The 23,797-nt window shown below is 70.0% G+C and carries 20 protein-coding genes; 12 read left to right on the top strand and 8 right to left on the bottom strand.

Going from position 1 to position 23,797, the window contains the following annotated elements; translation table 11 throughout:
* Nucleotides 1-50: 50 nt before the first annotated feature.
* The 3 genes from rsfS to rlmH are packed head-to-tail and all read left to right on the top strand — an operon-like array spanning nt 51 to nt 2,119.
* The gene (rsfS, locus tag FHR66_RS04770; protein ID WP_160968290.1) at nt 51-470 is read left to right on the top strand and encodes a ribosome silencing factor; all 420 of its coding nucleotides are present in this window, start codon (nt 51-53) and stop codon (nt 468-470) included.
* Nucleotides 463-1,626 carry a J domain-containing protein gene (locus tag FHR66_RS04775; RefSeq protein ID WP_237475373.1) on the top strand — a complete coding sequence of 388 codons (1,164 nt, stop codon included), beginning with the start codon at nt 463-465 and terminating at the stop codon, nt 1,624-1,626. The genes rsfS and FHR66_RS04775 overlap by 8 nt, the downstream gene beginning before the upstream one ends.
* A gap of 22 nt (nt 1,627-1,648) precedes the next feature.
* Nucleotides 1,649-2,119 carry a 23S rRNA (pseudouridine(1915)-N(3))-methyltransferase RlmH gene (gene rlmH / locus FHR66_RS04780; RefSeq protein WP_010340439.1) on the top strand — a complete coding sequence of 157 codons (471 nt, stop codon included), beginning with the start codon at nt 1,649-1,651 and terminating at the stop codon, nt 2,117-2,119.
* A 148-nt stretch (nt 2,120-2,267) separates the two neighbouring features.
* On the opposite strand, the gene FHR66_RS04785 is transcribed toward rlmH, so the two are convergent.
* The 3 genes from FHR66_RS04785 to FHR66_RS04795 all read right to left on the bottom strand — a co-directional run bounded on the left by FHR66_RS04785 (nt 2,268) and on the right by FHR66_RS04795 (nt 6,931).
* Entirely contained in the window at nt 2,268-5,033 is a 2,766-nt protein-coding gene (locus FHR66_RS04785; RefSeq protein WP_160968292.1) for a TonB-dependent receptor, read from the bottom strand.
* A gap of 162 nt (nt 5,034-5,195) precedes the next feature.
* Nucleotides 5,196-5,867, bottom strand: coding sequence for an energy transducer TonB (locus tag FHR66_RS04790; RefSeq protein WP_160968294.1), 672 nt, complete (start codon nt 5,865-5,867; stop codon nt 5,196-5,198).
* Between the two features lie 326 nt (nt 5,868-6,193).
* Nucleotides 6,194-6,931, bottom strand: a complete 738-nt coding sequence (locus FHR66_RS04795) for an SIMPL domain-containing protein (RefSeq protein WP_160968296.1) — start codon at nt 6,929-6,931, stop codon at nt 6,194-6,196.
* Nucleotides 6,932-7,064: 133 nt separating this feature from the next.
* Between FHR66_RS04795 and FHR66_RS04800 the strand changes: the two genes are divergently transcribed.
* From FHR66_RS04800 to tldD, 4 genes are all read left to right on the top strand, one after another.
* Nucleotides 7,065-7,631, top strand: coding sequence for a Maf family nucleotide pyrophosphatase (locus FHR66_RS04800; protein ID WP_160968298.1), 567 nt, complete (start codon nt 7,065-7,067; stop codon nt 7,629-7,631).
* Nucleotides 7,631-9,121, top strand: a complete 1,491-nt coding sequence (gene rng, locus FHR66_RS04805) for a ribonuclease G (protein WP_160968300.1) — start codon at nt 7,631-7,633, stop codon at nt 9,119-9,121. The genes FHR66_RS04800 and rng overlap by 1 nt, the downstream gene beginning before the upstream one ends.
* Before the next feature lie 157 nt (nt 9,122-9,278).
* Nucleotides 9,279-13,172, top strand: a complete 3,894-nt coding sequence (locus tag FHR66_RS04810; RefSeq protein ID WP_160968302.1) for a YhdP family protein — start codon at nt 9,279-9,281, stop codon at nt 13,170-13,172.
* A 126-nt stretch (nt 13,173-13,298) separates the two neighbouring features.
* Nucleotides 13,299-14,741, top strand: a complete 1,443-nt coding sequence (tldD, locus tag FHR66_RS04815) for a metalloprotease TldD (protein ID WP_160968304.1) — start codon at nt 13,299-13,301, stop codon at nt 14,739-14,741.
* Between the two features lie 159 nt (nt 14,742-14,900).
* Here tldD and yjgA read toward each other — a convergent pair whose 3' ends face one another.
* The gene (gene yjgA / locus FHR66_RS04820) at nt 14,901-15,497 is read right to left on the bottom strand and encodes a ribosome biogenesis factor YjgA (RefSeq protein ID WP_160968306.1); all 597 of its coding nucleotides are present in this window, start codon (nt 15,495-15,497) and stop codon (nt 14,901-14,903) included.
* A gap of 95 nt (nt 15,498-15,592) precedes the next feature.
* On the opposite strand from yjgA, the gene pmbA reads away from it, so the two are divergent.
* The 5 genes from pmbA to FHR66_RS04845 all read left to right on the top strand — a co-directional run bounded on the left by pmbA (nt 15,593) and on the right by FHR66_RS04845 (nt 20,717).
* Nucleotides 15,593-16,957 carry a metalloprotease PmbA gene (gene pmbA, locus FHR66_RS04825; protein WP_160968308.1) on the top strand — a complete coding sequence of 455 codons (1,365 nt, stop codon included), beginning with the start codon at nt 15,593-15,595 and terminating at the stop codon, nt 16,955-16,957.
* A gap of 37 nt (nt 16,958-16,994) precedes the next feature.
* On the top strand, nt 16,995-17,393 hold the full coding sequence (locus FHR66_RS04830; RefSeq protein ID WP_160968310.1) for a DUF4870 domain-containing protein: 399 nt from the start codon (nt 16,995-16,997) through the stop codon (nt 17,391-17,393).
* Between the two features lie 175 nt (nt 17,394-17,568).
* Nucleotides 17,569-17,946 (top strand): DUF4870 domain-containing protein, encoded by a 378-nt coding sequence (locus FHR66_RS04835; RefSeq protein WP_160968312.1) that lies wholly within the window; start codon nt 17,569-17,571, stop codon nt 17,944-17,946.
* A 172-nt stretch (nt 17,947-18,118) separates the two neighbouring features.
* A complete protein-coding gene (locus FHR66_RS04840; RefSeq protein ID WP_160968314.1) occupies nt 18,119-19,546 on the top strand; it encodes a DUF1800 domain-containing protein in 1,428 nt (475 codons plus the stop codon).
* 37 nt (nt 19,547-19,583) lie between these two features.
* On the top strand, nt 19,584-20,717 hold the full coding sequence (locus FHR66_RS04845) for a DUF1501 domain-containing protein (protein WP_160968316.1): 1,134 nt from the start codon (nt 19,584-19,586) through the stop codon (nt 20,715-20,717).
* Between the two features lie 94 nt (nt 20,718-20,811).
* On the opposite strand, the gene FHR66_RS04850 is transcribed toward FHR66_RS04845, so the two are convergent.
* The 4 genes from FHR66_RS04850 to FHR66_RS04865 form a co-directional block, all read right to left on the bottom strand.
* Complete coding sequence (locus FHR66_RS04850; protein WP_160968318.1) at nt 20,812-21,906, bottom strand: M35 family metallo-endopeptidase; 1,095 nt, start codon at nt 21,904-21,906, stop codon at nt 20,812-20,814.
* Nucleotides 21,907-22,059: 153 nt separating this feature from the next.
* The gene (locus FHR66_RS04855; RefSeq protein ID WP_167087530.1) at nt 22,060-22,299 is read right to left on the bottom strand and encodes a hypothetical protein; all 240 of its coding nucleotides are present in this window, start codon (nt 22,297-22,299) and stop codon (nt 22,060-22,062) included.
* A gap of 362 nt (nt 22,300-22,661) precedes the next feature.
* Nucleotides 22,662-23,540 carry a polyprenyl synthetase family protein gene (locus FHR66_RS04860; RefSeq protein ID WP_160968320.1) on the bottom strand — a complete coding sequence of 293 codons (879 nt, stop codon included), beginning with the start codon at nt 23,538-23,540 and terminating at the stop codon, nt 22,662-22,664.
* The gene (locus FHR66_RS04865; RefSeq protein WP_160968322.1) at nt 23,530-23,793 is read right to left on the bottom strand and encodes an exodeoxyribonuclease VII small subunit; all 264 of its coding nucleotides are present in this window, start codon (nt 23,791-23,793) and stop codon (nt 23,530-23,532) included. The genes FHR66_RS04860 and FHR66_RS04865 overlap by 11 nt, the downstream gene beginning before the upstream one ends.
* Nucleotides 23,794-23,797 lie beyond the last annotated feature (4 nt).

The raw sequence follows: 23,797 nt of genomic DNA on the forward strand, positions 1-23,797 counted from the left end.
GCCCTGCCGGGGTCGCCTATAATTCGCCCCATTCCATCGAGTTCGCCGCTTTGTCCAGTCAAGCCCACGTCATCAAGACCCAAGTCCCCAATCCGCCGCCGCCGCTGCCGGTCCTGCTCGCCCACGTCCGCGAGGCGGTCGAGGAACTCAAGGCCAAGGACATCGCGGAAATCGACGTGCGCGGCAAGTCCAGCGTCACCGATTACCTGGTCATCGTGTCCGGTACCTCCACCCGCCACGTCAAGTCGATCGCCGACGAAGTGATCAAGTTCGCCAAGCGCCTGGACGTGATGCCGCTGGGCGTGGAAGGCGAGCGCGAGGCCGAGTGGGTGCTCGTCGATCTCGGCGACGTGGTGGTGCACGTGATGCTGCCGCGGGTGCGCGAGTTCTATGCGCTGGAGCGGCTGTGGACGGTCGGCGACCAGCCGCCGGGCGACGACGACGGCGACGACACGGCACGCGATGCCTAAGCGGCAGGACCCCTCGTGCACCACGGCCGGCGATGCGTTGCCGGTCCGTGGCCGCGTCGGCGCCGCCGCATCGACACGCGCGACGCCGGCGCGCAAGCGGTTCGATTCCCTGGTCAAGGGTCTGGAGCGCACCCGCGCCCAGTTGCATGCATGGCAGGACGCATTGCCGCGGTGGGAGCAGCGTTTTCACGAGCAGGTCGATCCCTTGCTGCGAGAGCGCGACGCTGCGCAGGGGCAGTTGCTGCGGGAACTGGATGCGGCGCATGCGGCCTACAAGTTGAGCAAGCGCGATCGCGCCGATCTGTCCGAGCGCATCTGCGAACTGGCCGCGCTGTTGATCGAGGACGGCGACAACGACGCGCTGAAGGACATCTACGATCGCCATAGCCCGATCGGCTTCGAGCAGGGACAGGCCGAATCCGAGGCGCTGTTGAAGTCGGTGGTCGGCGAGGAGTTCGGGCTGACCGAAGAAGAACTGGCGCACATCCAGTCCCCCGAGGCGTTGTATGCGCAGGTCCAGGAGCGTCTGCACGCACAGCAGGCGCATGCGGCCGGGCGCGCCCAGCAGCGCGACAGGCGCCGCCGTGCCGGTGCCGGCAAGGCCACGCAGGTCGCTGCCGACCCGCAACAGGCACGGCGCGCGCTGTATCGCAACCTGGTGGCTGCGCTGCATCCGGACCGCGAACCCGATCCGCAGCAGCGCGCGCGCAAGACCGCCTTGATGCAGCGCCTCAACCAGGCCTATCAGGACGACGATCTGCTGGCGTTGCTGGAACTGCAACTGGAGATCGGTCAGTTGGATCAGGCCGGCATCGCGGCGATGGCGGAGGAGCGCATCCGCGATTACAACAGCCTGTTCGCCACGCAACTGCAGCAGGTCGAGCAGACATTGGCCGGGCTGGTCGATGACTTCATGGGGCGTTACGGTCTTTACGGCGGTCGCGCCCCGCAACCGCAGCGTCTGGATGCGCTGTTGGCGCAGATCAAGCGGCAAGTGCAGGAGGAGAACCGCTCCTGTGCCGATGATCGCGTCGCCGTGCGGAGTGCCGATACGCTCAAGCAATGGTTGAAGCGTGAGCGCGAGCGAGCGCGGCTGGCCGAGCAGGAACTGGACGACGCGATGTACGACGCCATGCTTCTGGACCAGCGCTGGTGATGCGCCGTCGGCGCGCGCGGCGATGAAGGCGCGCCTCATCGCCACCGGCGAGCGTGCTCCGGCCTGGGTGGCGCAGGGCTTCGCCGAGTATCGCAAGCGGCTCTCGCACTGGCTGCCGCTGGATCTGGTCGAGATCGAGCCCGGCCTGCGTGGCAAGGGCCGCGATGCGCAACGCGCCATCGAGGACGAGGGCCGTCGGGTCCTGGCCGCGCTGCCGAAGAACGCGTTGGTGGTGGCGCTGGACGTGCCGGGCAAGCAGCACAGTTCCGAGCAACTGGCGCAACGCATGGAGCACTGGCGTGGGCAGGGGCGCGATCTGGCCTTCCTGATCGGCGGGCCCGAGGGCCATTCGCCGGAAGTGCTGGCGGTTGCCAGCGAATCCTGGTCGCTGGGGCCGCTGACCCTGCCGCACATGCTGGTGCGGCTGGTGGTGGCCGAGCAGCTGTACCGCGCTGCGGCGATGCTGGCCAATCATCCCTACCACCGCGCCTGATCGCTGATCATTGGTCGCTGGTCGCGGACTGCGAGCGCTCGCGCGGCGGCACAGTGCGCGTGAATGCCGATGCGTGTGAGCCGCTCATGCAGAAAAAAAGCCCGGGCTTTCGCCCGGGCTTTTCGTTACTGCAGTGCGACCTTGGCCATCAGTTGAACGTGTACTTCGCGCCCACCGTGAAGTAGCGGCCGATCGCACCGCTGACGTGCAGCGGGTTGTAGTTGACCGCACCGTAGGTGGTCGGATCCAGCGGCGCGATCCGGTCGAACACGTTCTCCACCGACGCGCTCAGTTCGAACGCCTCGGTGATGTTCCAGCGGCCCGACAGATCGAAGGTGGTGAACGAGGCGATCTTCTTGACCGGCGTGCCGTCGGCGTAGAACGCCTGGTACTCGCCGCCGCGGCTGTCCTTGTTCTCGATGCTGTCGATGTAGTTCACCACGCCGCTCACGCTCCAGCTGCCCTGCTTCCAGGTGGTGCCGAAGTTGATGCGGTCCTGCGGCGTGCCGATGCAGTTGGTCACGTCGCAGTTGCCGTGCGTGCCCACGTAGTCGACGGTGCTGCCGCCTTCGGTGCGCTCGAACTTGAGCAGGTGGCTCCACTGCGCGTCCAGCTCCAACTGGCCCGGGCCGATCGCGAAGGTCTGGCGGATGTCGGTGTCGATGCCGCGCACGCGCGAGGAGTTCGCGTTCACGTAACCGGTGTTGACTGCCAGGATGGTGCCGCTGTTGGGGACGCCGCCGATGTTGTTGCTGTCGCGCAGCACGTTGCCGGCAAGGATCGCATCGCGGGTGCTGCTCGGGGCGATCTCGTTGGTGCGTTTGATCTCCCAGCCGTCCACGGTCAGCGAGGTCGTCGATGTCGGCTGCAGCACGAAGCCTACCGAGTAGCTCTTGGATTCCTCGGGCTTCAGCGCCGGGTTCGGGCGGGTGATGATCGCCACCGAACGCGTCCCGCACTCGCTGGCACTGATCGCGCAGCGCACCGGATCGGCCGCATTGGAAAACGCGGCCAGGCCGCCGTTGCCGTTTTCTGCCGGGTTCGGCGCCCGGAAGCCTTCCGCATAGCTGGCGCGCAGCGCGATCCACTCGGCCGGGGTCCACTTCACGCCAAGCTTCGGCGTGGCCTTGCCGTCGCCGCCGTCGTACTTGTCGTAGCGCAGTGCCGCCGACAGTTCCAGTTGTTCCAGCACCGGTGCGGACAATTCGACGTAGCCGGCATAGACGTTCTGGGTGCCGTCGTAGGCCGAATAGCCCAGGCCGATGATGTCGCCGATGTCGGTGTAGGTCTGCGGGGTCAGGCTGTTGCTGGTCTTGCGCCATTCCGCGCCCAGCGCCAGGCCCAGCGGTCCGCCCTTGAGGTCGGCCAGGCTGCGCGAGACGGTGAAGTTGAACATGTCCAGGCCAGACTTGGCACGCGCGTTGATGGTCGGCGAGATGTAGTCGTAGAGCGCCTGCGAGTTCAGGTTGGCGTTGTCGCCGATGCGCCAGGTGCCGGCCGGGCAGGCCGGATTGCCCAGCACGCAACGCACCGCGCTATAGCGCAGGAAGCCGGTGCGCGTGCTGGTCAGGACGGTGCCGGAGTGCAAATAGCCGGTGTCGTAGCTCCAGTCGCCCCAGTTGCCCTTCACGCCGACCAGGAAGCGGTTGAACTCGTTTGTGTTGTCGGTGACGCGCGGACCCACGTCCCAGGCGCTGTAGCGCACGCGCGCGTCGTAGGGCAGCGGGTTGTCCGGATGGCCGGCGTAGAGCACGGTGGCACCGGGGCCGCTGTTGGCGTTGACCGGGCCGCCCGGGTAGCCCCAGCCGCCGGACACGTTGGAGGGGGTATTGGAAAAGACCGTGTTCTTCTTCGAGTAGCCGATCTCGGTGTAGATCTCGCCGCCCTCGCCGAAGGCGAAGCTGGCGCGGCCGAACACGTTGACGTACTTCTCTTCGGGTGACAGGTCGCGGAACTGCTGCACCGGATCCCACAGGCAACCCTGCGCCTGCGAGGTAGCCTCGTTCTGCCCCGGGATGGTGGTCAGGCCGGCGCAGCCGGGCAGCGCGACCAGTTGCCCGCTGGTGTCGAACACCGAGCCGTTCGGGCCGTTCAGGCTGCCGATGTTGGTGCCGCCGCTGCGGTAGGCGCCGCCGAGAAACTGCGCGTCCTGCGCCGCGTAGCCCCAGCGGCGGATGTCGCCGGTGCCGATCCACTTGCGATCCTTGCGGTCGCCGATCTTGATCGCGTCGGTCTTGCCCACGTCCAGGCTGAAGAATGCGTTCCAGCCGTCGCGGGACAGGTCGCCGGTACCGGCGGTCAGGGTCGCCTTGCGCGCATCGCCGTCGCCATCGCCGGAGATGCCGTAGGAGCCGCGCAGGATCGCGCCCTGGAAGTCGCTGCGCAGGATGATGTTGACCACACCGGCGATGGCGTCGGAGCCGTAGATCGCCGAGGCGCCGTCCTTCAGCACTTCGACCCGCTCGACCGCGTCCAGCGGGATCGTGCTCAGGTCGGTGAAGACCTTCTGTCCGTCGTCGGCCAGGCCGTACGTGGCCATGCGTCGGCCGTTCAGCAGTACCAGGGTGGAACCGGCACCCAGGCCGCGCAGCGAAATGCCGGAGCCGCCGCCGGCGAAACCTTGGCCGAAGCTCTTCGGAACCGCACCAGCGCCATTGGCGGTCAGGGTCTGCAGGTACTCGCCCAGCGAGGTCTTGCCGCTGCGGTCGATTTCCTGGCGGCTCACCACCTGCACCGGTGCCGGGGTCTCGGTATTGGTGCGCGGGATGTTGGAACCGGTGACGGTGATGCGGTCGAGATTGGTGGCCGCTTCCTGGGCGAAGGCGGCAGGGCCTGCGAGGGTGGCGAGAACGCCGGCGACGGAGGCACACAGCAGGGTACGGCGGGTTGCACGCCGTTGGGTCGGGGTGTTCACAGTTTCTCTCCTAACTGGAAACGCAGGTTGTGACTTTCTGACGAAAGTGCCGACGTCTTGGTGGCCGGCTGTCTCTCATCTAGGTGTATCTATCGTGAATAATGCGTGAATTTTGGATTAACACGACCGGCCGGCGATGGCGGCCGGTCGTGTCACAGCGCCTCAGCGATCGAGCGAAAAATCGATCGGCACCAACCCATACGCCTGCACCGGCGTGCCGTTCTGCAGCGCCGGCTTGAACGCCCAGCGCTTGAGCACCTGATCGCGCGCCGCCTGGTCCAGCACCGGGTGGCCGCTGCTCTTCTCGACGCTGACCTGCAGCGGTTGCCCGTCCGTGCCGACCAGCACCCGCAGCAGCACGCTGCCCTGCAGGCGGTCGCGCAGCCCGTCGCGTGGATACGGCGGGGCCGGTGCACGCAGGTACTGCAACTGCATGCCCTCCACCGGCGCGCTCACGCTGGCCGGCGGCAGGCTCGGCGCGGCGATGCTGGGTGCGGGGTCGACGCTGGGCGCGGTGTCCAGGGCAACCGGGCTGCTGTCGACCGGCGTCGGGGTCGGCACCGGCACGGGCACGGGCACCGCGGTCGGGGTGCGCGGTTGCGGCGGCGTCTGTTTCTCGGTCACCGGCATGGTCGGCGGCGGAGTGACCGGGACCACCACGGGTTGCTGCCAGCGCGGCTGCACCTGCGCCGGTTCCGGTGGCGCGGTCACGTGCGAGAGCGGAAGCAGCAGCAACAGGGCGGCCAGCAGGTGCAAGGCGAGCGCGGTGCTGTAGGCCAGGACCCGGGACAGGTCGATGCGGAAGGACGGGGCGGGGAGTTGCGTGCGAACCATGGATCCACCTCTGCGATAGGAGTGTCGTGGACTGCGGTACGGCTAAGAGCGGCGAACCAACCTGCTGCGCAACCGCCAGGCGGGCGCGGACGGCAACCGCCTGGCGGTCGCTCGCGACGGTTTGTTCGCCACTCTGAACGCACGGGCGCGGCGGATGGGGTCATCGCGCCCGTTCGCGTTTCGACAGTGCGCCGGTCGTGGGCGCTTTGGCAAGAGGGTGGCCGCGACTGGCGCTGGGTGCGGCAATGAGGGCCGCGGCGCTGCCGAATCCGGAGACGACGACGGCGCCCGCAGGCGCCGTCGTGAGGCGTGGTCCGGGCAGTCGCTTACTTGCCCAGTTCGAATACCACGTCCAGGTTGACCGAGACGCTGCTCTCGCCCGGGGCGACCGGCGTGTCGGCCTCGGCCTTCATCGCCATCGCGCGCATCATCGGCATGGGCGGACGCACCCCGCCGCCGCCGCCCTCGGAAATGCTGACGATGCGCCGCACACGCAGGCCCAGCGCCTTGGCGTAGCTCTGCGCGCGCGCCTGCGCCTTCTTCAGCGCATCGACGCGGGCCTGGTCGTACAGCGGTTCCGGATCGTCGATCTCGAAGGTCGGGCCGTTGATCTGGTTGGCGCCCTGCGCGGCCAGCGCATCGAGCACCTTGCCGAGCTTGGCGATGTCGCGCACCTTGAGGTTCACCGAGTTGTTGGCCTGGTAGCCGGTGATCTGCGGCGCCTGGTTCTCGACATACTTGTACTGCGGGTTGAGGCTGACGCCGCTGGTCTGCACGTCCTTGTCGGCGATGCCGGCGGCGCGGATCGCGGCCAGCACCTTGGTCATCTGCTCGGCGTTCTGGCGCATCGCCGCGGCGCTGTCGGTGGCCTGGGTGACCACGCCGGCCGAGATGGCGGCGACGTCGGGCGCGCGCTTGGCCTCGGCCTGCGCGGCGATGTTGAGCAGGGTGCCGTCGGCGGGCACGGCGTAGCCGGGCGCGGCGGATTGGGCGTGGGCGGTCATCGTGCCTCCTAGGGCGAGGGACAGGGCCAGCAGCAGCGGGCGGACGGACAATGCGCGCATCGATGTTCTCCTTGTGAAGATTGGGCGAGGGTGTTGCCGCGACGATGAACGCGTCGTGATCTTCTTCGGGGTCGACGCGATCGTCCCGTCATTGGCGATCGTTCAGTCAGTCCGCTCGGGTTATCCTTCGGCCATGCTGTATCTCGCGTCCCGTTCCCCTCGCAGAAACGAACTGCTGACCCGCCTCGGCGTGCAATTCCGGATCCTCGATCTCGAGGTGCCGGAAGTGCGCGCGGCGGATGAGTCGGCGCAGGCCTATGTGCGCCGCGTTGCGCTGGACAAGGCCCGCGCCGGCTTGGCGCAACTGGCCGACGCCGCCGACGCGGTGGTGCTAGGCGCCGACACCGAAGTGGTGCTGGACGACCGCGTGTTCGGCAAGCCGACCGACGCCGAGGACGCCGCAGCGATGCTGGCGGCCTTGTCCGGGCGCACCCACCAGGCGATAACCGCGGTGGCGCTGGTCGCCGCCGCCCGCGAGGAGCTGGTGCTGGTGCCGACGGCGGTGACCTTCGCCGACCTGTCCGCGCGCGACATCGCCGACTACGTGGCCAGCGGCGAGCCGATGGGGCGGGCCGGCGCCTATGCGATCCAGGGCGGGGCCGAGCGCTTCGTCAGCCGTCTCGACGGCAGTTATTCCGGGGTGATGGGCCTGCCCCTGCACCAGACCCACCACCTGCTGCGCACCTTCGGAGTGCTGTGATGTCGCAAGAGATCCTGGTCAACGTCACACCACGCGAGACCCGGGTTGCGGTCATCGAGAACGGCATGCTGCAGGAGCTGCACATCGAGCGCGGCTGGCGCCGCGGGGTGGTCGGCAACATCTACAAGGGCCGGGTGCAGCGGGTGATGCCCGGCATGCAGGCGGCCTTCGTCGAGGTCGGGCTGGAGCGCGCCGCGTTCCTGCACGCCAACGACGTGGTGCGGCCGGCGCCGGTCGGCAACGGCGACACCGAGGAAGCGACGCCGCTGCCGGTGTCGGCCGCGGTGCCGATCGTGGAGCTGCTGCGCGACGGCCAGGACATCGTGGTGCAGGTGGTCAAGGACCCGATCGGCAGCAAGGGCGCGCGGCTGACCACGCAGATCAGCATTCCCTCGCGCTACCTGGTGCTGCTGCCGCAGTCGCGGGTGATCGGGGTCTCGGCGCGGATCGAGGACGAGGCCGAACGGCTGCGCCTGAAGACCCTGGTCGCCGACTTGGCCGCCAGCCACGGCGGCTTCGGCTACATCATCCGCACCAATGCCGAGGGCCAGCCGGCCGAGGCCCTGGCCGAGGACATCGCCTACCTGTCGCGGGTCTGGAACGTGGTCGAGCGGCGCGGCCGCGACGGCGCCCCGGCCAGCATCATCTACGAGGACCTGAGCCTGCCGCTGCGCGCGGTGCGCGACCTGATCCGCAAGGACGTGGAAAAGGTCAAGGTCGATTCGCACGAGACCTTCGAGCGGCTGCAGGCCTTCGTCGCCAAGTACATGCCGGTGCTGGCCGAGCGCCTGGAGCTGTACACCGGCGACCGCCCGATCTTCGACCTGTACGGGGTCGAGGACGAGATCGCGCGCGCGCTGGACAAGCAGGTGCCGCTGAAGTCCGGCGGCTACCTGGTCATCGATCAGACCGAGGCGATGACCACCATCGACGTCAACACCGGCTCGTTCCTGGGCCAGCGCAACCTCGAGGAGACGGTGTTCCGCACCAACCTGGAGGCGGCGCAGGCGGTGGCGCGGCAACTGCGGCTGCGCAACCTCGGCGGCATCATCATCATCGATTTCATCGACATGGACGATGCCGAGCATCGCCGCCAGGTGCTGCGCACGTTGGAGAAGGCGCTCTCGCGCGACCATGCCAAGACCACGGTGTACGAGTTCTCGCCGCTGGGCCTGGTGGAGATGACCCGCAAGCGCACCGTGGAGAGCCTCGAGCGGCAGTTGTCCGAGCCGTGCCCGGAATGCAGCGGGCGCGGTTCGATCAAGACCGCCGAGACCGTGACCTACGAGATCTTCCGCGAGATCACCCGCGCGGTGCGCCAGTTCGACGCGGCGCGGCTGCTGGTGATCGCCTCGACCAAGGTGGTGGCGCGCATCACCGACGAGGAATCGGCAGCGGTGGCCGAACTGGAGGAGTTCCTCGGCAAGACCATCCGCTTCCAGGCCGACGAACAATACCTGCAGGAGCAGTTCGACGTGGTGTTGTTGTGAGGCCGGGAGTGGGGAATCGGGAATGGGGAATGGGGGGAAAGCGCGCTGTCGGCGCTGATGCCTGCCTGGATTCTTTTGCCGAATTTCACGTGGCAATGAGCGGTTCGCGTGCTGCTTTTGCGATTCCCCATTCCCGATTTCCCACTCCCCACGCCTGATGCATCCCCCCCTGCGCCGCCGCCTGCGCCTGGCTCGCCGTTTCGCGTTCTACGCGGTGGCGATCGGGCTGGTGTGCGTGGCGCTGGCGGTGGGCGCGTTGAGCCAGGCGCTGCCGTTCGTCGAGCAGCATCCGCAGCAGGTGGCGGCGTGGCTGAGCGAGCGCGCCGGGCGGCCGATCCGCTTCGATCGGCTGGAGACCTCCTGGACCCGGCGCGGCCCGCTGCTGCGCCTGGACGGCCTGCGCATCGGTGCCGGCGACGGTGTGCGCATCGGCCAGGCCGAAGTGCTGGTGTCGATGTATGCGGGACTTTTGCCGGGGCGCTCGTTCACCGAGTTGCGCCTGCGCGGCCTGGCGCTGACCCTGCTGCGCGCCGACGACGGCAACTGGAGCGTGCAGGGCCTGCCGACCTCGGGGCAGGGCGGCGATCCGCTGGATGCGCTGGAAGGGTTGGGCGAACTGCAGGTCATCGATGGCCGCCTGCGTGTACATGCCCCGTCGCTGGGCCTGGAGGCGCAGGTACCGAAGATCGACCTGCGGATGCGCGTGAACGGCGAGCGCCTGCAGGTGGGCGTGCAGGGCTGGAGCGATCTGCAACAGGCGCCGCTGACGGCGGTGCTGGACCTGGACCGCCACCGCGGCGACGGCCAGGCCTACCTGGCGGTGCGCCCGGCGGAGCTGGCCGGCTGGGCCGGCCTGCTGCATGCGGCCGGCATCGAACTGGAGGGCGGTGTCGGCGAAGTCCAGGCCTGGTTGGACCTGCAGCAGCGCCGCGTCGCCGGAGTGACCGTGGATGCCACGCTGCGCGAGCTGCGCCTGCGCGGCGCGCCGCTGGCCGACGGCCGTACCCGGCCGCAACTGGCCTTCACCACTTTCCGCGCGAAGGCGCGCTGGCGCCAGATCGACGGCGGCTGGCGGCTGGATGCGCCGCAGCTGCAGTTCGGCCAGGCCGGACAGCCGCTGCAACGCCTGGACGGGCTGACCGTGGCCGGCGGACGCCGCTTCGCCCTGTACGGCGATCACCTCGACGTGGCGCCGCTGATCGCCGTGGCCGGGCTCAGCGACCGCCTCTCACCAAGCTTGCGCAGTTGGTTGTCCGTGGCGCGGCCGCGCCTGCAGCTGACCCAGGTGGCGGTGAGCGGGGTGCCCGGCGGTCCGCTGTACGGCCAGGGCCGGCTGGCCGACCTGGCGTTCGCGCCGGCCGGGGGCGCGCCCGGGGTGAGTGGGCTGCGCGGCCGCTTCGACGGCGATGGCCAGGCCGGCGAACTGGCGCTGGAGGCCGGCAGTCCGGTGCGCGTCGACTGGCCCAGCGGCTTCGGCGTGGTTCACCAGGTGCAACTGGCCGGGCGCATCGTGGCGTTCCGCGACGGCGACGGCCTGCGCGTGGCGACCCCGGGGCTGCGCGTGCAGGGCAGCGACTACGGCGCCGACGTGCGCGGCGGGCTGCGCTTCCAGGGCGATGGCTCGCGGCCGTGGATCGACCTGGCCGCCGATCTGCAGGACGCGCCGGTGGTGGCGGCGAAGACGTTCTGGGTCCATTCCAAGATGAGCAAGGCCGCCACCGACTGGCTCGACGCCGCGCTGCAGGGCGGGCGCCTGCGCGACGGCCATGCGCTGGTGTCCGGCGATCTGGACGACTGGCCGTTCGCCGACCACAACGGGCGCTTCGAGGCGACCGCGCGGCTGGAGGACGCCAAGGTGCGCTTCCAGCACGACTGGCCGGCGGTGGAGAACGTGGACGCCAGCGTCGCCTTCATCGGCAACGGCTTCGAGGTGAACGGCCGCGGCAGCATGGGAGGCGTACCGGTGGAGCAACTGTCCGCGGCGCTGCCCGACTACAAGGAAGGCCAGCTCAGCGTGCTGGCCAGCACCCGCGCCGAGACCGGCAAGCTGCTGGCGATGCTGCGGCAGAGCCCGCTGCGCGCCCGTTACGGCGACACCCTGGATGCGCTCAGCGCCTCGGGCCCGGCCGACGTCACCTTCGACCTGCTGCAGCCGCTGCGTGCCGACATCGGCACCCACCACCTGCGCGGCACGGTCGACCTGCTCGGCGCGCACATCGCCGACAAGCGCTGGGACCTGGCCTTCGACGACATGCGCGGCAGCGCCAACTACAGCGACACCGGATTCGCCGCGCAGAAGCTGAGCGTGTCCTACCAGGGCCACCAGGGCGAACTGGCATTGCGGGCCGGCGACGGTGTGCAGGATCCGCAACAGGCATTCGAGGCCGCGCTGAGCGCGGCGCTGGATGCGAACGAACTGCTCGACCGGGTGCCGGAAATGGCCTGGCTCAAGCCCTACGTGCAGGGCCGCTCGCGCTGGAACATCGGCGTCGGCCTGCCCAAGACTCCCGACGGTGGCGCGCAGCCGCCGACCCGGCTGCAACTGCGCTCTGACCTGGTCGGCACCGAGCTGTTGATGCCGGCGCCGATGGACAAGGCGCCGGCGACACCGCTGGCGACTTCGGTCAACGTGCCGCTGCCGGTCGGCAGCGGCCGCATCGAGGTGGCCTTCGGCAAGTTGATGGCGCTGGCCGCGCGCAGCCAGGACGGCAAGACCGGCGTGCGCGTGGTGATGGGCAGCGACCACGTTGCCGACGAACCGCCCGCCAGCGGCCTGGTGGTGAGCGGGCGCACCGCCGCGTTGAACGCCATCGACTGGATCGGCGTGGTCAGCCGCCCGGATCCGAACGCCGCCGCGGCCAATGGCGGCGAAGACCCGATGCCGCTGCGTCGCATCGAGATCCTCGCCGACCATCTGCTGTTGCTCGGCGGGGTGTTCGACAACACCCGCCTGCGCCTGCTGCCGCAGGCCGACAGTATCGACGTGCACCTGGACGGCCCGGCCCTGGCCGGCGACCTCAGCGTGCCGACCAAGGACGGCGGCGTGCTCGGCGGGCGCCTGGCGCGGGTGCACTGGCGCTCTGCCACGGCCACGTTGCCGGCGGCGGACGGCACGCCGACGGCGGTGGTCGCCACGCCTGCCGACAGCGGGGTCGCCGGCAGCGCCGGCCCGGTCCCGGCCGGCCCGTTCGCCGACAGCCTGGACCCGGCGGCGATCCCGGCGCTGGCGCTGGACGTGGACGACCTGCGCTTCGGTGCGATGACCCTCGGTGCGGCCTCGCTGCGCACGCGCAAGCTCGCCGACGGCATGCAGGTGGACCAACTGCACCTGCGCTCGGACAAGCAGAAGATCGACATCAGCGGCGACTGGCGCGGCAAGGGCGCCACCGCCCGTACCCAACTCAACGCCAGCGTCGACAGCCGCGACCTGGGCGAGCTGATGCAGAACCTGGACTTCGGCGGGCAGGTGCGTGGCGGCGAAGGTCAGCTGACGCTCAGCGCGGCCTGGCCGGGCACGCCGTCCGGCCTGCAACTGGCCACGGTGCAGGGCCAGCTCGACGTCGCCGCGCGCAACGGCCAGCTGCTGGAACTGAATCCGGGGGCCGGGCGCGTGCTCGGCCTGCTCAGCGTGGCGCAGTTGCCGCGGCGGCTGATGTTCGATTTCCGCGATTTCTTCTCCAAGGGCTTCGCCTTCAACCGCATCGACGGCCAGATCCGCTTCGGCGATGGCGTGGCGCGCAGCGAGGGCATGGTCATCGATGGCCCGGCCGCGGAGATCAAGGTGCGTGGCGAGGCCGACCTGCGCGCCCAGCAGTTCGACCAGACCATCGACGTCAATCCCAAGTCCGGCAACCTGCTGACCGTGGTCGGCGCGGTGGCCGGCGGGCCGGTCGGTGCGGCGGTCGGCGCGGCCGCCAACGCAGTGCTGGGCAAGCCGCTGGGCAACATCGGCGCGCGCACCTACCGGGTCACCGGACCGTGGAAGGATCCCAAGGTGGACGTGATCGAGCGCGAATCCGCGCGCCAGCCGGCGCCGGCCGGTACGCCCTGAGCGGGCGGGGATCGGGGATGACCAGCCTGCGGCTGTTGAAAGCCCGGAATTGGGGATTGGTGGCGGTCGCGCGTGCTGCGGAGTCTGCCGCTTGCGCTGCGCGTCTTCGTCCCCCATGTTGAGCCCATGAACGATCACGCCCTGAGCCTTGCCGAAACCCGCCTGTTGCTTCCCGCCGGCCTTGATGCCCCCAGCCTGGAGCGCGCCTTCGGCACGCTGCTCGGCCCCGGCATCGACTTCGGCGACCTGTATTTCCAGCATTCCCGGCGCGAGAGCTGGAGCGTGGAGGACGGCATCGTCAAGGACGGCGCCCACTCCATCGAGCAGGGCGTGGGGGTACGCGCGATCTCCGGCGAAAAGACCGGCTTCGCCTATTCCGATGACATCCACCGCGATGCGCTGCTGGCCGCCGCGCAGTCGGCGCGGGCCATCTCCCGCGACGGCGGCGCGCAGCCGGCGCAGGCGCTGCAGCGCGGCGGCGGCCGTGCGCTGTACCCGGCGCTGGATCCGGTGGACGCGATGGACAACGCGCACAAGGTGGAGCTGTTGCGGCGGCTGGACCAGTACCTGCGCGCCGCCGATCCGCGCGTGCAGCAGGTGATGGTGAGCCTGTCCGGCGCGGTGGACACCGTGCTGGTGGCGCGCAGCGACGGCGTGCTCGCCGCCGACGTGCGCCCGCTGGTGCGCTTGAACGTGCAGGTGATCGTCGAACAGCAGGGCCGCCGCGAGTCCGGCTATGCCGGCGGCGGTGGTCGCTACGACTACGACACGCTGTTCGCCGACGGCCGCCCGGAAGCCTTCGCCCGCGAGGCGCTGCGCCAGGCGCTGGTGAACCTGGAGGCGGTGCCGGCACCGGCCGGGGTGATGCAGGTGGTGCTCGGCCCGGGCTGGCCCGGCGTGCTGCTGCACGAGGCGGTCGGCCATGGCCTAGAGGGCGACTTCAACCGCAAGGGCACCAGCGTCTACGCCGGCCGCATCGGCCAGCGCGTGGCCTCGCCCGGCGTCACCATCGTCGACGACGGCACCCTGGACGGCCGCCGCGGTTCGCTCAACGTTGACGACGAGGGGACCGCGACCAATTGCACCACCCTGATCGAGGACGGTGTGCTGGTCGGCTACATGCAGGACACGCTCAACGCGCGGCTGATGGGCGTGGCGCCGACCGGCAACGGCCGCCGCGAATCGTTCGCGCACCTGCCGATGCCGCGCATGACCAACACCTACATGCGCGCCGGCCAGCACGACCCGCAGGAGATGATCCGCTCGGTGAAGAAGGGCCTGTACGCGGTCAACTTCGGCGGCGGTCAGGTCGACATCACCAGCGGCAAGTACGTGTTCTCGGCCACCGAGGCCTACCTGATCGAGGATGGCAAGGTCACCGCGCCGGTGAAGGGCGCCACCCTGATCGGCAACGGCCCGGAGACCATGCAGAAGGTGCGCATGATCGGCCACGACCTGGCGCTGGATGAAGGCGTCGGCGTCTGCGGCAAGGACGGGCAGAGCGTGCCGGTGGGCGTGGGCCAGCCGTCGCTGCTGATCGACGGGCTGACCGTGGGCGGGACGGCCTAGGAGCCCGGAGTGGGGATTCGGGAATCGGGATTCGGTAAAGCGGGCGCCGCGGTGCGCTGTGGCGTTGCCGGTCTGGCGGATGGGCTCATCGCGCGCCGCACCCGCTACGGGGCCGGGAATGTGTCGGCGGCCGTGCGCGGCAGCCGACGTTGCCGCGCCTCAGTCGCGCGTGTCGTCGAGCGCCTCGTCGTCGTCGGCTTGTTCGATTCCCGATTCTCCATTTCCCATTGCCGACGCGGCACCCAGGATCAGCTCGCGCAGTTCCCGGAACAACTCGCGATAGGCATGCGGCGGCTTGTTCTTGAGCCGTTCTTCCTTCGCGTTGCGGATCAGTTGGCGCAGGCGCTGGCGGTCGGCGTCGGGGTGGTCGTTCAGCAGTTCGGTCAGCGCGCTGTCGCCATCGGCAAGCAGCCGCTCGCGCCAGTCCTCGACCCGGTGCATGGCCGCCACTTCGCGGCGCGCGCTGTCGCTGTTGACGTCCATCGCCTCGCGGATCGCCTCCAGCACCGCCTCGTCCTCGCGCCGCATCTGCTTGGCCAGGAATGCCAGTTGCCGCTTGTGCGCGATGTGCGCGGTGATGCGCTTGGCTTCCTCGATGTGCGGGATCAGCGACTCGGGCACCGGCAGCTTGGCCAGCTGCGCCGGGGTCAGCGCCACCAGCTTCTCGCCCAGGCTCAGCACTTCCAGCGCCTCGCGGCGTTGCTGGCTGCGGCTTTCGCCGCGGAATTCACCGGTGTCTTCGTCGCGTCCGCGCATGCTCGTACTACTCGATCGGGCTGGAAATCAAATCAACACATCCGGCCAGGACGGCCGGACAGGGGCGAAGGGATTCGCACAACAAGGATAAAGCATTGAACGCGATCACCCCCGATTTGCACCGCGACGACAGCCAGCAGCGCCTGGAGCGCCTGTCCGACATCGCCGAGCGGCTGCTGGCGCGCGCCCGCGCGCTCGGCGCCAGCCAGGCCGAGGTCAGCTGCAGCGAAGACCGCGGGCTGGACGTCAACGTGCGCCTGGGCGCGGTGGAGACCGTGGAGTCCACCCGCGACCGCGGCATCGGCGTCACCGTCTACTTCGGCCAGCGCAAGGGCAGCGCCAGCACCGCCGACCTGCACGAGTCCAGCCTGGAGGCCACCGTGGCCCAGGCCTGCGCCATCGCCCGCTACACCGAGGACGATGTGGCCGCCGGCTTGGCCGAGGCGGCGCTGATGGCACGCGAGCAGCCGGATTACGACCGTTGGCATCCGTGGCCGCTGCAGGCAGAGGAGGCGATCGACTTGGCGCTGGCCTGCGAAGCCGCCGGTCGCGACGCCGATGCGCGGATCAGCAATTCCGACGGCGCCTCGGCCGGCAGCAGCGAGAGCCTGTCGGTCTACGCCAATTCGCACGGCTTCGTCGGCTGCGAGCGCAGCACCCACCATTCGATCGCCTGCACGCTGATCGCCGGGCAGGGCGACGGCATGCAGCGCGACGGCTGGTACAGCAGCGCGCTGGCGCGCGAGGACCTGGAGCGTGCGTCGGCGATCGGCCGCCGCGCCGCCGAGCGCACCGTGGCGCGGCTGCAGCCGCGCTCGCTGCCGACCGGCGAGGTGCCGGTGCTGTTCGCGCCGGAGGTGGCGCGCTCGTTGGTCGGGCATCTGCTCGGCGCGGTGTCCGGCGGCGCGTTGTACCGCCGCACCAGCTTCCTGCTCGACAGCGCCGGCACCCGCCTGTTCCCCGACTGGTTCGCGATCGACGAATTGCCGCATCTGCGCCGCGGCCTGCGCTCGGCCGCCTTCGACGGCGAGGGCGTGGCCACCCGCGACGCGCCGCTGGTGCGCGACGGCGTGTTGCAGCGTTACGTGCTGGGCAGCTACTCGGCGCGCAAGCTGGGCCTGCAGACCACCGCCAATGCTGGCGGGGTGCACAACCTGCAGGTGGCGGCCAACGCAGAGGATCTGCAGGCCATCCTCAAGGGCATGCCGCGCGGCCTGCTGGTCACCGACCTGATGGGCAACGGCGTCAATCCAGTCACCGGCGACTACTCGCGCGGCGCCGGCGGGTTCTGGATCGAGAACGGCGAAATCGCCTATCCGGTGGACGAGATCACCATCGCCGGCAACCTGCGGCAGATGTTCCAGGACATCGAGGCGGTCGGCGCCGACATCGACGTGCGCTCGCACGTGCACATCGGCGCGGTGCTGATCGGCCGGATGACGGTGGCGGGCAACGACTGAGTGCCGCAACGCAGGCAGCGCGCAAGGACGCACAGGCATGCAGGTAACCGACACCGAGAACACGATCACCGACGGCCCCGCCCCCGCGTGGGAGCGCGTGCTGGCGGCATTTGCGCATCTGTCGATGTGGATCGGCTTGTTCGCCGCCTGCAATGTGCACCTGGGCTACGCACTGTGGTGGCTGCTGTTGCTGTGGCTGTTGCCGGGCGCGCAATGGTGGGCGATGCGGGGCAGGCAGCCGTTTGCCGCCGAACACGCGCGCCAGGCCATGCGGATGGGCTTCGGCCTGTCGCTGCTGAGTGCGGTCTTGCTGGCGCCGGCCGTGCTGATCTTCGGTGCCGTGCTCGTGTTCGGGTGGCTGCTGATCCTGATGCTGCTTGTGGCGATGGGCGTCAGCCTGCACGCGGCGGCCAAGGCCATGCTCGGTCGCCGCTAGCGCGATCCGCTGCCGTATGGGGCGACGGATTGGCGCCGCGGTTGCCTGGGGGCGATCCTTGAGCCCGTCGAGGCGTCTTCCCGTCTTGCCGGCCTCGCTTGACAGCGCTGCGCCGGCCGCCGAGAGTGACGCGCCAAACGTCTTGTCCCCTCACCACCAAAGGAACGGAATACCGATGAGCGAATTCGACAACGTCACCGCCCCGCCGCCGCCGCCGGCCTCGGCAGGGCCGCAGGAAGACCGCACGGTCGCGCTGATCACCCATCTGTCGGGGATCTTGCTGGGTTTCATCGTGCCGCTGATCATCTGGCTGGTGAACAAGGACAACCCGGCCAAGTCCTTCCTCAACGACCAGGCCAAGGAAGCGCTGAATTTCCAGATCACCATCGCCATTGCCTACCTGATCTGCGCGGTGCTCACCGTGATCATCATCGGCGGCTTGCTGGCGCCGCTGGTATGGGTGGTGAACCTGGTGTTCTGCATCCTGGCCGGCATCAAGGCCAACGAAGGCGTCGCCTACCGCTACCCGTTCGCGCTGCGTCTGATCAAGTAAGCGCACCTGCGACGCATCCCCGAAGGCCCGGCCGCTGCGCCGGGCCTTTTTTGTGCCCGCGCGCTGCGCCGGCGGGGGACCGCATGACGGCCAAGCGCGACGCCGGCATTTGCCGGTCAACCGCGGCCCGACCGGCGCGTTTGCAAGGCTGTCGCCACCATCGGAGCGCCGCATGATCCGCCGCGAGAGCTTGAGCGCCGCCAACCGTTTCGGCCTGGGCGCCCGTCCTGGCGACCTGGCCGCCATGGGCGAGCCGCGCGCCTGGCTGGCCGCGCAATTGCAGTCGCCGCCGCTGGCGCCGGAGCTGCAGGGCCTGCCCGACAGCCTGGCCTACCTGCGTCGCGAGGCCGATTACCAGCGCGAACGCCGCCAGGCGCGGCGGCAGGCGGCCGGCGATCCGCAGCAGGCCGCCCAGCAGGCGCAGCAGGCCGTGCGCGGGCTGTACCGGCAGGCACAGGCGCAGGAGCTGGCGGCGCGCTACCGAGTCGCGGTCGCCAGCCTGGCCGGGTTCGCCGAGCGCCTGGTGCAGTTCTGGTCCAATCATTTCGCGGTCTCGGTCGACAAGCGCGCCGCCGCGCTGTACGCGGCGCCGATGGAGCGCGAGGCGATCCGTCCGCACTGCATGGGCCGCTTCGCCGACCTGCTGCTGGCGGTGGAGCGGCACCCGGCGATGCTGCGCTACCTGGACAACGCCAATTCGGTCGGCCCCGATTCGCTGCTGGCGCAACGCGCGCAGCGCCGGGCCATGCGCATGGATCCCGACCGTCCTGCGCGCCGCCTGGGTCTCAACGAGAATCTGGCGCGCGAAATCCTGGAACTGCACACGCTGGGTGTGGACGGCGGCTACACCCAGGCCGACGTCACCGAACTGGCGCGCGCCATCACCGGCTGGGGCGTGCCGGCGCCGCGCGATTTCGAGCAGGGCGCGCCCGACCGTGCCTTCGTGTTCCGCGCGCCGGCACACGCCGCCGGCAGCCGGCTGGTGCTGGGCCGGCGCTATGCCGAGGACGGCATGGCGCAGGGCGAGGCGATCCTGGCGGCGCTGGCGCGGCACCCGGCCACGGCGCAGCACGTCTCTCTGAAGCTGGCCCGGCATTTCGTCCGCGACGATCCGCCGCCGGCGCTGGTGCAGCGCATGGCCGAGGCCTGGCGACGCAGCGATGGCGACTTGCGCCACGTCTATGGCGCCCTGATCGACAGCCCGGAGGCGTGGGACGCGCAGGCGCGCAAGTTCAAGCCGCCGCAGGATTTCGTGGTGTCGGCGCTGCGCGCCGGCGGCGACTGGCCGGCGGCGCCGCAGTCGCAGAAGACGGTGCTGACCCTGCTGGCGCGGATGGGGCAGCCGCCGTTCACTCCGCGCTCGCCGGCCGGCTACGCCGACATGGCGGCGGAATGGAACGGCGCCGACGCGCTGTGGAAGCGCGTGCAGGCCGCCGAGGCGCTGGCCGGGCTGGCACCGGGCGATCCGCTGGCGCTGGCCGCGTCCGCGTTCGGCGACGGGCCGGATGCGGACACGCTGACCGCGGTGCGCCGCGCCGAGTCGCCGCGCGAAGGCGTGGCGGTGCTGTTGGCCAGTCCGGCCTTCCAATGGCGCGTCTGAGCGGCGCGCGGTCCGATCCGCAATGGGAGAACCTCCGATGCAACTGACTCGCCGCCGTTTCCTCGCCGCCAGCGGTGCTGCCACCGTGTTGAGCCTGTGGTCCGGCAGCGGCCTGGCTGCGCCGGGTGCCGACACACGCCTGCTGGTGGTGCTGCTGCGCGGTGCGCTGGATGGACTGCACGCGCTGGTGCCGACCGCCGACCCCGACTACGCGCGCCTGCGCGGCGCGCTGGCGCCGCCGCAGACCCTGGCCCTGGATGGCGGCTTCGCGTTGCATCCGGCGCTGGCGTTCGCGCACGAACTGTATGCGCGCAAGCAATGGTTGCCGGTGGTGGCGGTGGCGCCGCCGTACCGCCAGCGCTCGCACTTCGAGGCGCAGGATTGCCTGGAGAACGGCACCGCGCGGCCCAGCGGCGCCTCCAGCGGCTGGCTCAACCGCTGCGCGCTGGCCCTGCATGGCGCCGAGGCGGTGTCGGTGAGCGTGGTGACGCCGCTGATCATGCGCGGCCCGGGCGCGGTGAACAGCTGGTCGCCGCCTCTGCCGAGCGCGGTCAACCCGATCCTGCTGCAGCGCCTGCAGCCGCTGTACGCCGCCGATCCGCAACTGGCCGGCGGCTTCGCGCGCGCGTTGCGCGAGCAGGGCATGCAGGTGGACAGCGTCAAGGGCGGGCAACTGCCGCAGGCGATGAGCGCGGCGGCCAGCTTCATGGCCAAGCCCGACGGGCCGCGGATCGGGTTCGTCGAGGATGCCGGCTGGGATACCCACGGCAACCAGGCCGCGGTGCTGCAGCGCAAGCTGGGCGAACTGGATGCGGGGCTGCGCGCGTTCCACGATGGTGCGCAGGCCTGCTGGTCGCGCAGCGTGGTCGCGGTGGTGACCGAGTTCGGCCGTACCGCGGCGGTGAACGGCACCGGCGGCACCGACCATGGCACCGGCGGCGTGGCCTTCCTGGCCGGCGGCGCGGTGCGCGGCGGGCGCATTGCCGGGGACTGGCCCGGCCTGTCGCCGCGTGCCTTGAACGAGGGCCGCGACCTGCGCGCCACCAGCGACCTGCGCAGCCTGTTCCGGCATGTGCTCGGCGCGCATCTGGGCGTGTCCGAGCGCGCGCTGGACACCCAGGTGTTTCCCGGCAGTGCGGGGCTGTCCAGGTTGGAGGGATTGGTGGCCTAGGACACCACGTGGTCACAACGCGTGCGGCATGGGCCGCACGCGAACCGGGCGCCGACGGTAGGTCGGCGCCCGGGACATCACCGGCGTGCCGGACTCAGTTCTGCGACGGATTGTTCTCGGCGAAGTACTCGTGGCTGTCGGCGTTCTTCACCGCGCGCGCCGGATCGCTCTGGGCCAGGCTCTTGGCCGCGCTCTGCCCGTAGGCGGTGTCCTGGGTGCCGGCGACCACGCTGAAGTGGCTCATTTCGTGGATCAGGGTGCCGGCCTTGGAGTCGGTGCCGGTCAGCGGCGCGCTCCAGAACGCATTGCAGACGTAGATCTGGTACGGCTGATTCGGATACACGTAGGCGTAGGAACTGTCGCTGCAGCCGCAGTTGATGGTGATCTGCCCGTTGTTCTGGTCGATCGCCGAATCGATGTTGACGAAGTTGGAGTTGGCCGTGCTGTAGCGGCTGGCGTTGTAGGCGCCGAACCAGGTGGTGTAGCGCGCGCCGGTGCTGCCGCCGTTGAGATAGGTCTTGGCGTTCTGCGAGTAGGTGCGCGCTGCGTTCACCGCGCTGCCGATGGTGCTGATCTGGCTGGTGCTGCACGAGGCGTAGTTGACGCCGTTGACCACCGCCTGCGGGCCGACCAGCAGATCGTTGCGCACCGCATGGCCGCGGCCGCCGTCCAGCCACACCGTCAGCGGCGCGCTGGACAAGGTCTGCGGCGCGCCGTCGGCGCGCAACATGCGCGCGCCATCGGCGAACGCGGCGCCCTGCAGCGGTGCGTCGAGGCGGATGCTGTAGTTGCCGCTGCGGGTCAGGTCGTAGGCGCGGCTCAAGTCGATCTGCGCCTGCTTCACTTCGCCCGGCTGCAGCACCACCATGTCCTCGGCGCGCGGCGCGGCGCGCTTGACCAGGCGTCCGACGTAATCGACCGGCTTGCCGTCGCGCTGGACCTGGAACAGCGCGTTGTCGAGATCGCCCAGCGGCAGTTCCCACTTGGGCACGCGCGCGACCTGCTCGCCGGTGTTGCGGACGGTCACCGCCATCTGGCCGCGCTGCTGGCCGTCGGCGTCGGCGACCGGCGTCAGTTCGACCTGCAGTGACGCAGGTGCGCGCGTGAGTTGCGATTGCGCGGTAGCCGCCGAGATGATGCCGACCAGGCTGAAGCCGATCGCTGCCGAGATCCGGGATGCGTGTTTCATGCAGTCTCTCTCCGTCGAAAGTGGGCGCCCCATGGACAGGGGCCGAAGCAAACTAGCCCGGTGATGCGCGTGTGCGCGGCGCCGGTGCGTTTGTCTCCGATTTCGTCCAGCGAAGCGCGCGCCAGGTCTCAGTATGGGCACTGCGATCGCACATCACGGCGCGTGACTGGCGCGCTGCAGCGGCATCGCTGCAGTCGTATGCGCTCGATCGAGGGCGGCGCTGCGATTGGCCATGCGGCAATGACGCTCGCGCTGCGCGCTATGTGTGCAGGGCGCGGAGATCGCGCTGGTGGCGAGTTTGCCGAAGGCGATGAGGGTCAGGGATCTTCCTTCGCTGCCGCTGGCGTCAGCGCGATCTGCAGCGGTGCGAGCGGCTTCGGGCTTTTGCGACAACGCGGGTTTGCCGTGGCGCGAGACGTGCCTGGTTGCCTGGTGTGGAAGCCACCTGTCATGCATCCGCGACGACCGGAGTAGCGGACGATCGGACAGTGAAAGCAGTCGGGACTGAAGTCCCTCCCACATTGCCCCCAGACACCTCACCTCAAGCCCCTGTAGGAGCGGCTTCAGCCGCGACAGGCGCTACCGATGACGTGTGTCGCGGCTGAAGCCGCTCCTACGACAGCGCTTCTGGTCATCAAGGGCTGCATGCTGCCAGCGGCATCATCAATCTCTGGTTTCGCGAATGCGGCGCATCGCCTGCGCGGCAATGACGCGTGCGGCCCGGCCGCGGCAATCGCATGCGTCGAGCGCTGCGATCAGTGCGCGCGATCGACCGCGAGCCGTGCCAGCGCCGCCAGCGCATCGGCGGCGGTGCCGTAGCCGTGCAGGCTGTCCTGCATCGCCTGCGCCAGTTCGGCCAGCTTGGCCTTGGCGCCGTCCATGCCCAGCAGGGCAGGGTAGGTGGATTTGGCCTGCGCCACGTCCTTGCCGGCGGTCTTGCCGAGCTGTTCGGAGCTGGCTTCCACGTCGAGGATGTCGTCGCGCACCTGGAAGGCCAGGCCCAGCGCGGTGGCGAAGGTGTCCAGCTGCGCGAGCGCGTCGGCGTCGGCGCCGCCGCCGAGCGCGCCCAGACGCACGCTGGCGCGGATCAGCGCACCGGTCTTGAGCGCATGCATGCGTTGCAGGTCGGGCAGCGCCTGTTCGCGGCCGGTGGCGTCGATGTCCAATGCCTGGCCGCCGCACATGCCGGCCGCGCCGGCGGCTTCGGCCAGGGTCTGCAGCCACTGCACGCGCAGCGTCGCCGCCGCCTCGGCATTGGCCAGCAGCGCGAACGCCAGGCTCTGCAGCGCGTCGCCGGCGAGGATCGCGGTGGCTTCGTCGAAGGCGATGTGCACGGTCGGCTGGCCGCGGCGCAGGGCGTCGTCGTCCATCGCCGGCAGGTCGTCGTGGACCAGCGAATACGCATGGATCAGTTCCACCGCCAGCGCCGGTGCATCCAGCTGCGCATCGTCGGCGCCGAACAGCACGCCGCTGGCGTACACCAGCAGCGGGCGCATGCGCTTGCCGCCGCCGAGGGTGGCGTGGCGCATCGCCGCGTGCAGGCGTTGCGGCGCCAGCGTCGCCGCCGGCAACTGCGCCTGCAGGCCGGCTTCCACCCGTTCGCGCCAGTGCGCGAACGCCGCGTCAGCCGCCATGGGGCGGTACGGGATCGAAGGGTTCGGCGCTGTCGGGCTGCTCGGGATCGCTGAGCAGGCGCACGCGCAGTTCGGCCTGCTCCAGCGCCTGCTGGCATTGCCGGTACAGGCCCACGCCGCGCTCGTAGGCGCTCAGCGACTGTTCCAGGCTCAGGTCGCCGGCTTCCATCTTCTCCACCAGTACTTCCAGCTCCTCGAGCGATTGCTCGAAGCGGGCGACCGGGGAGGTATCGTCTTGGGACTTCTTGGGCATGGCG

It is taken from the genome of Xanthomonas sp. F4 (assembly GCF_011761895.1).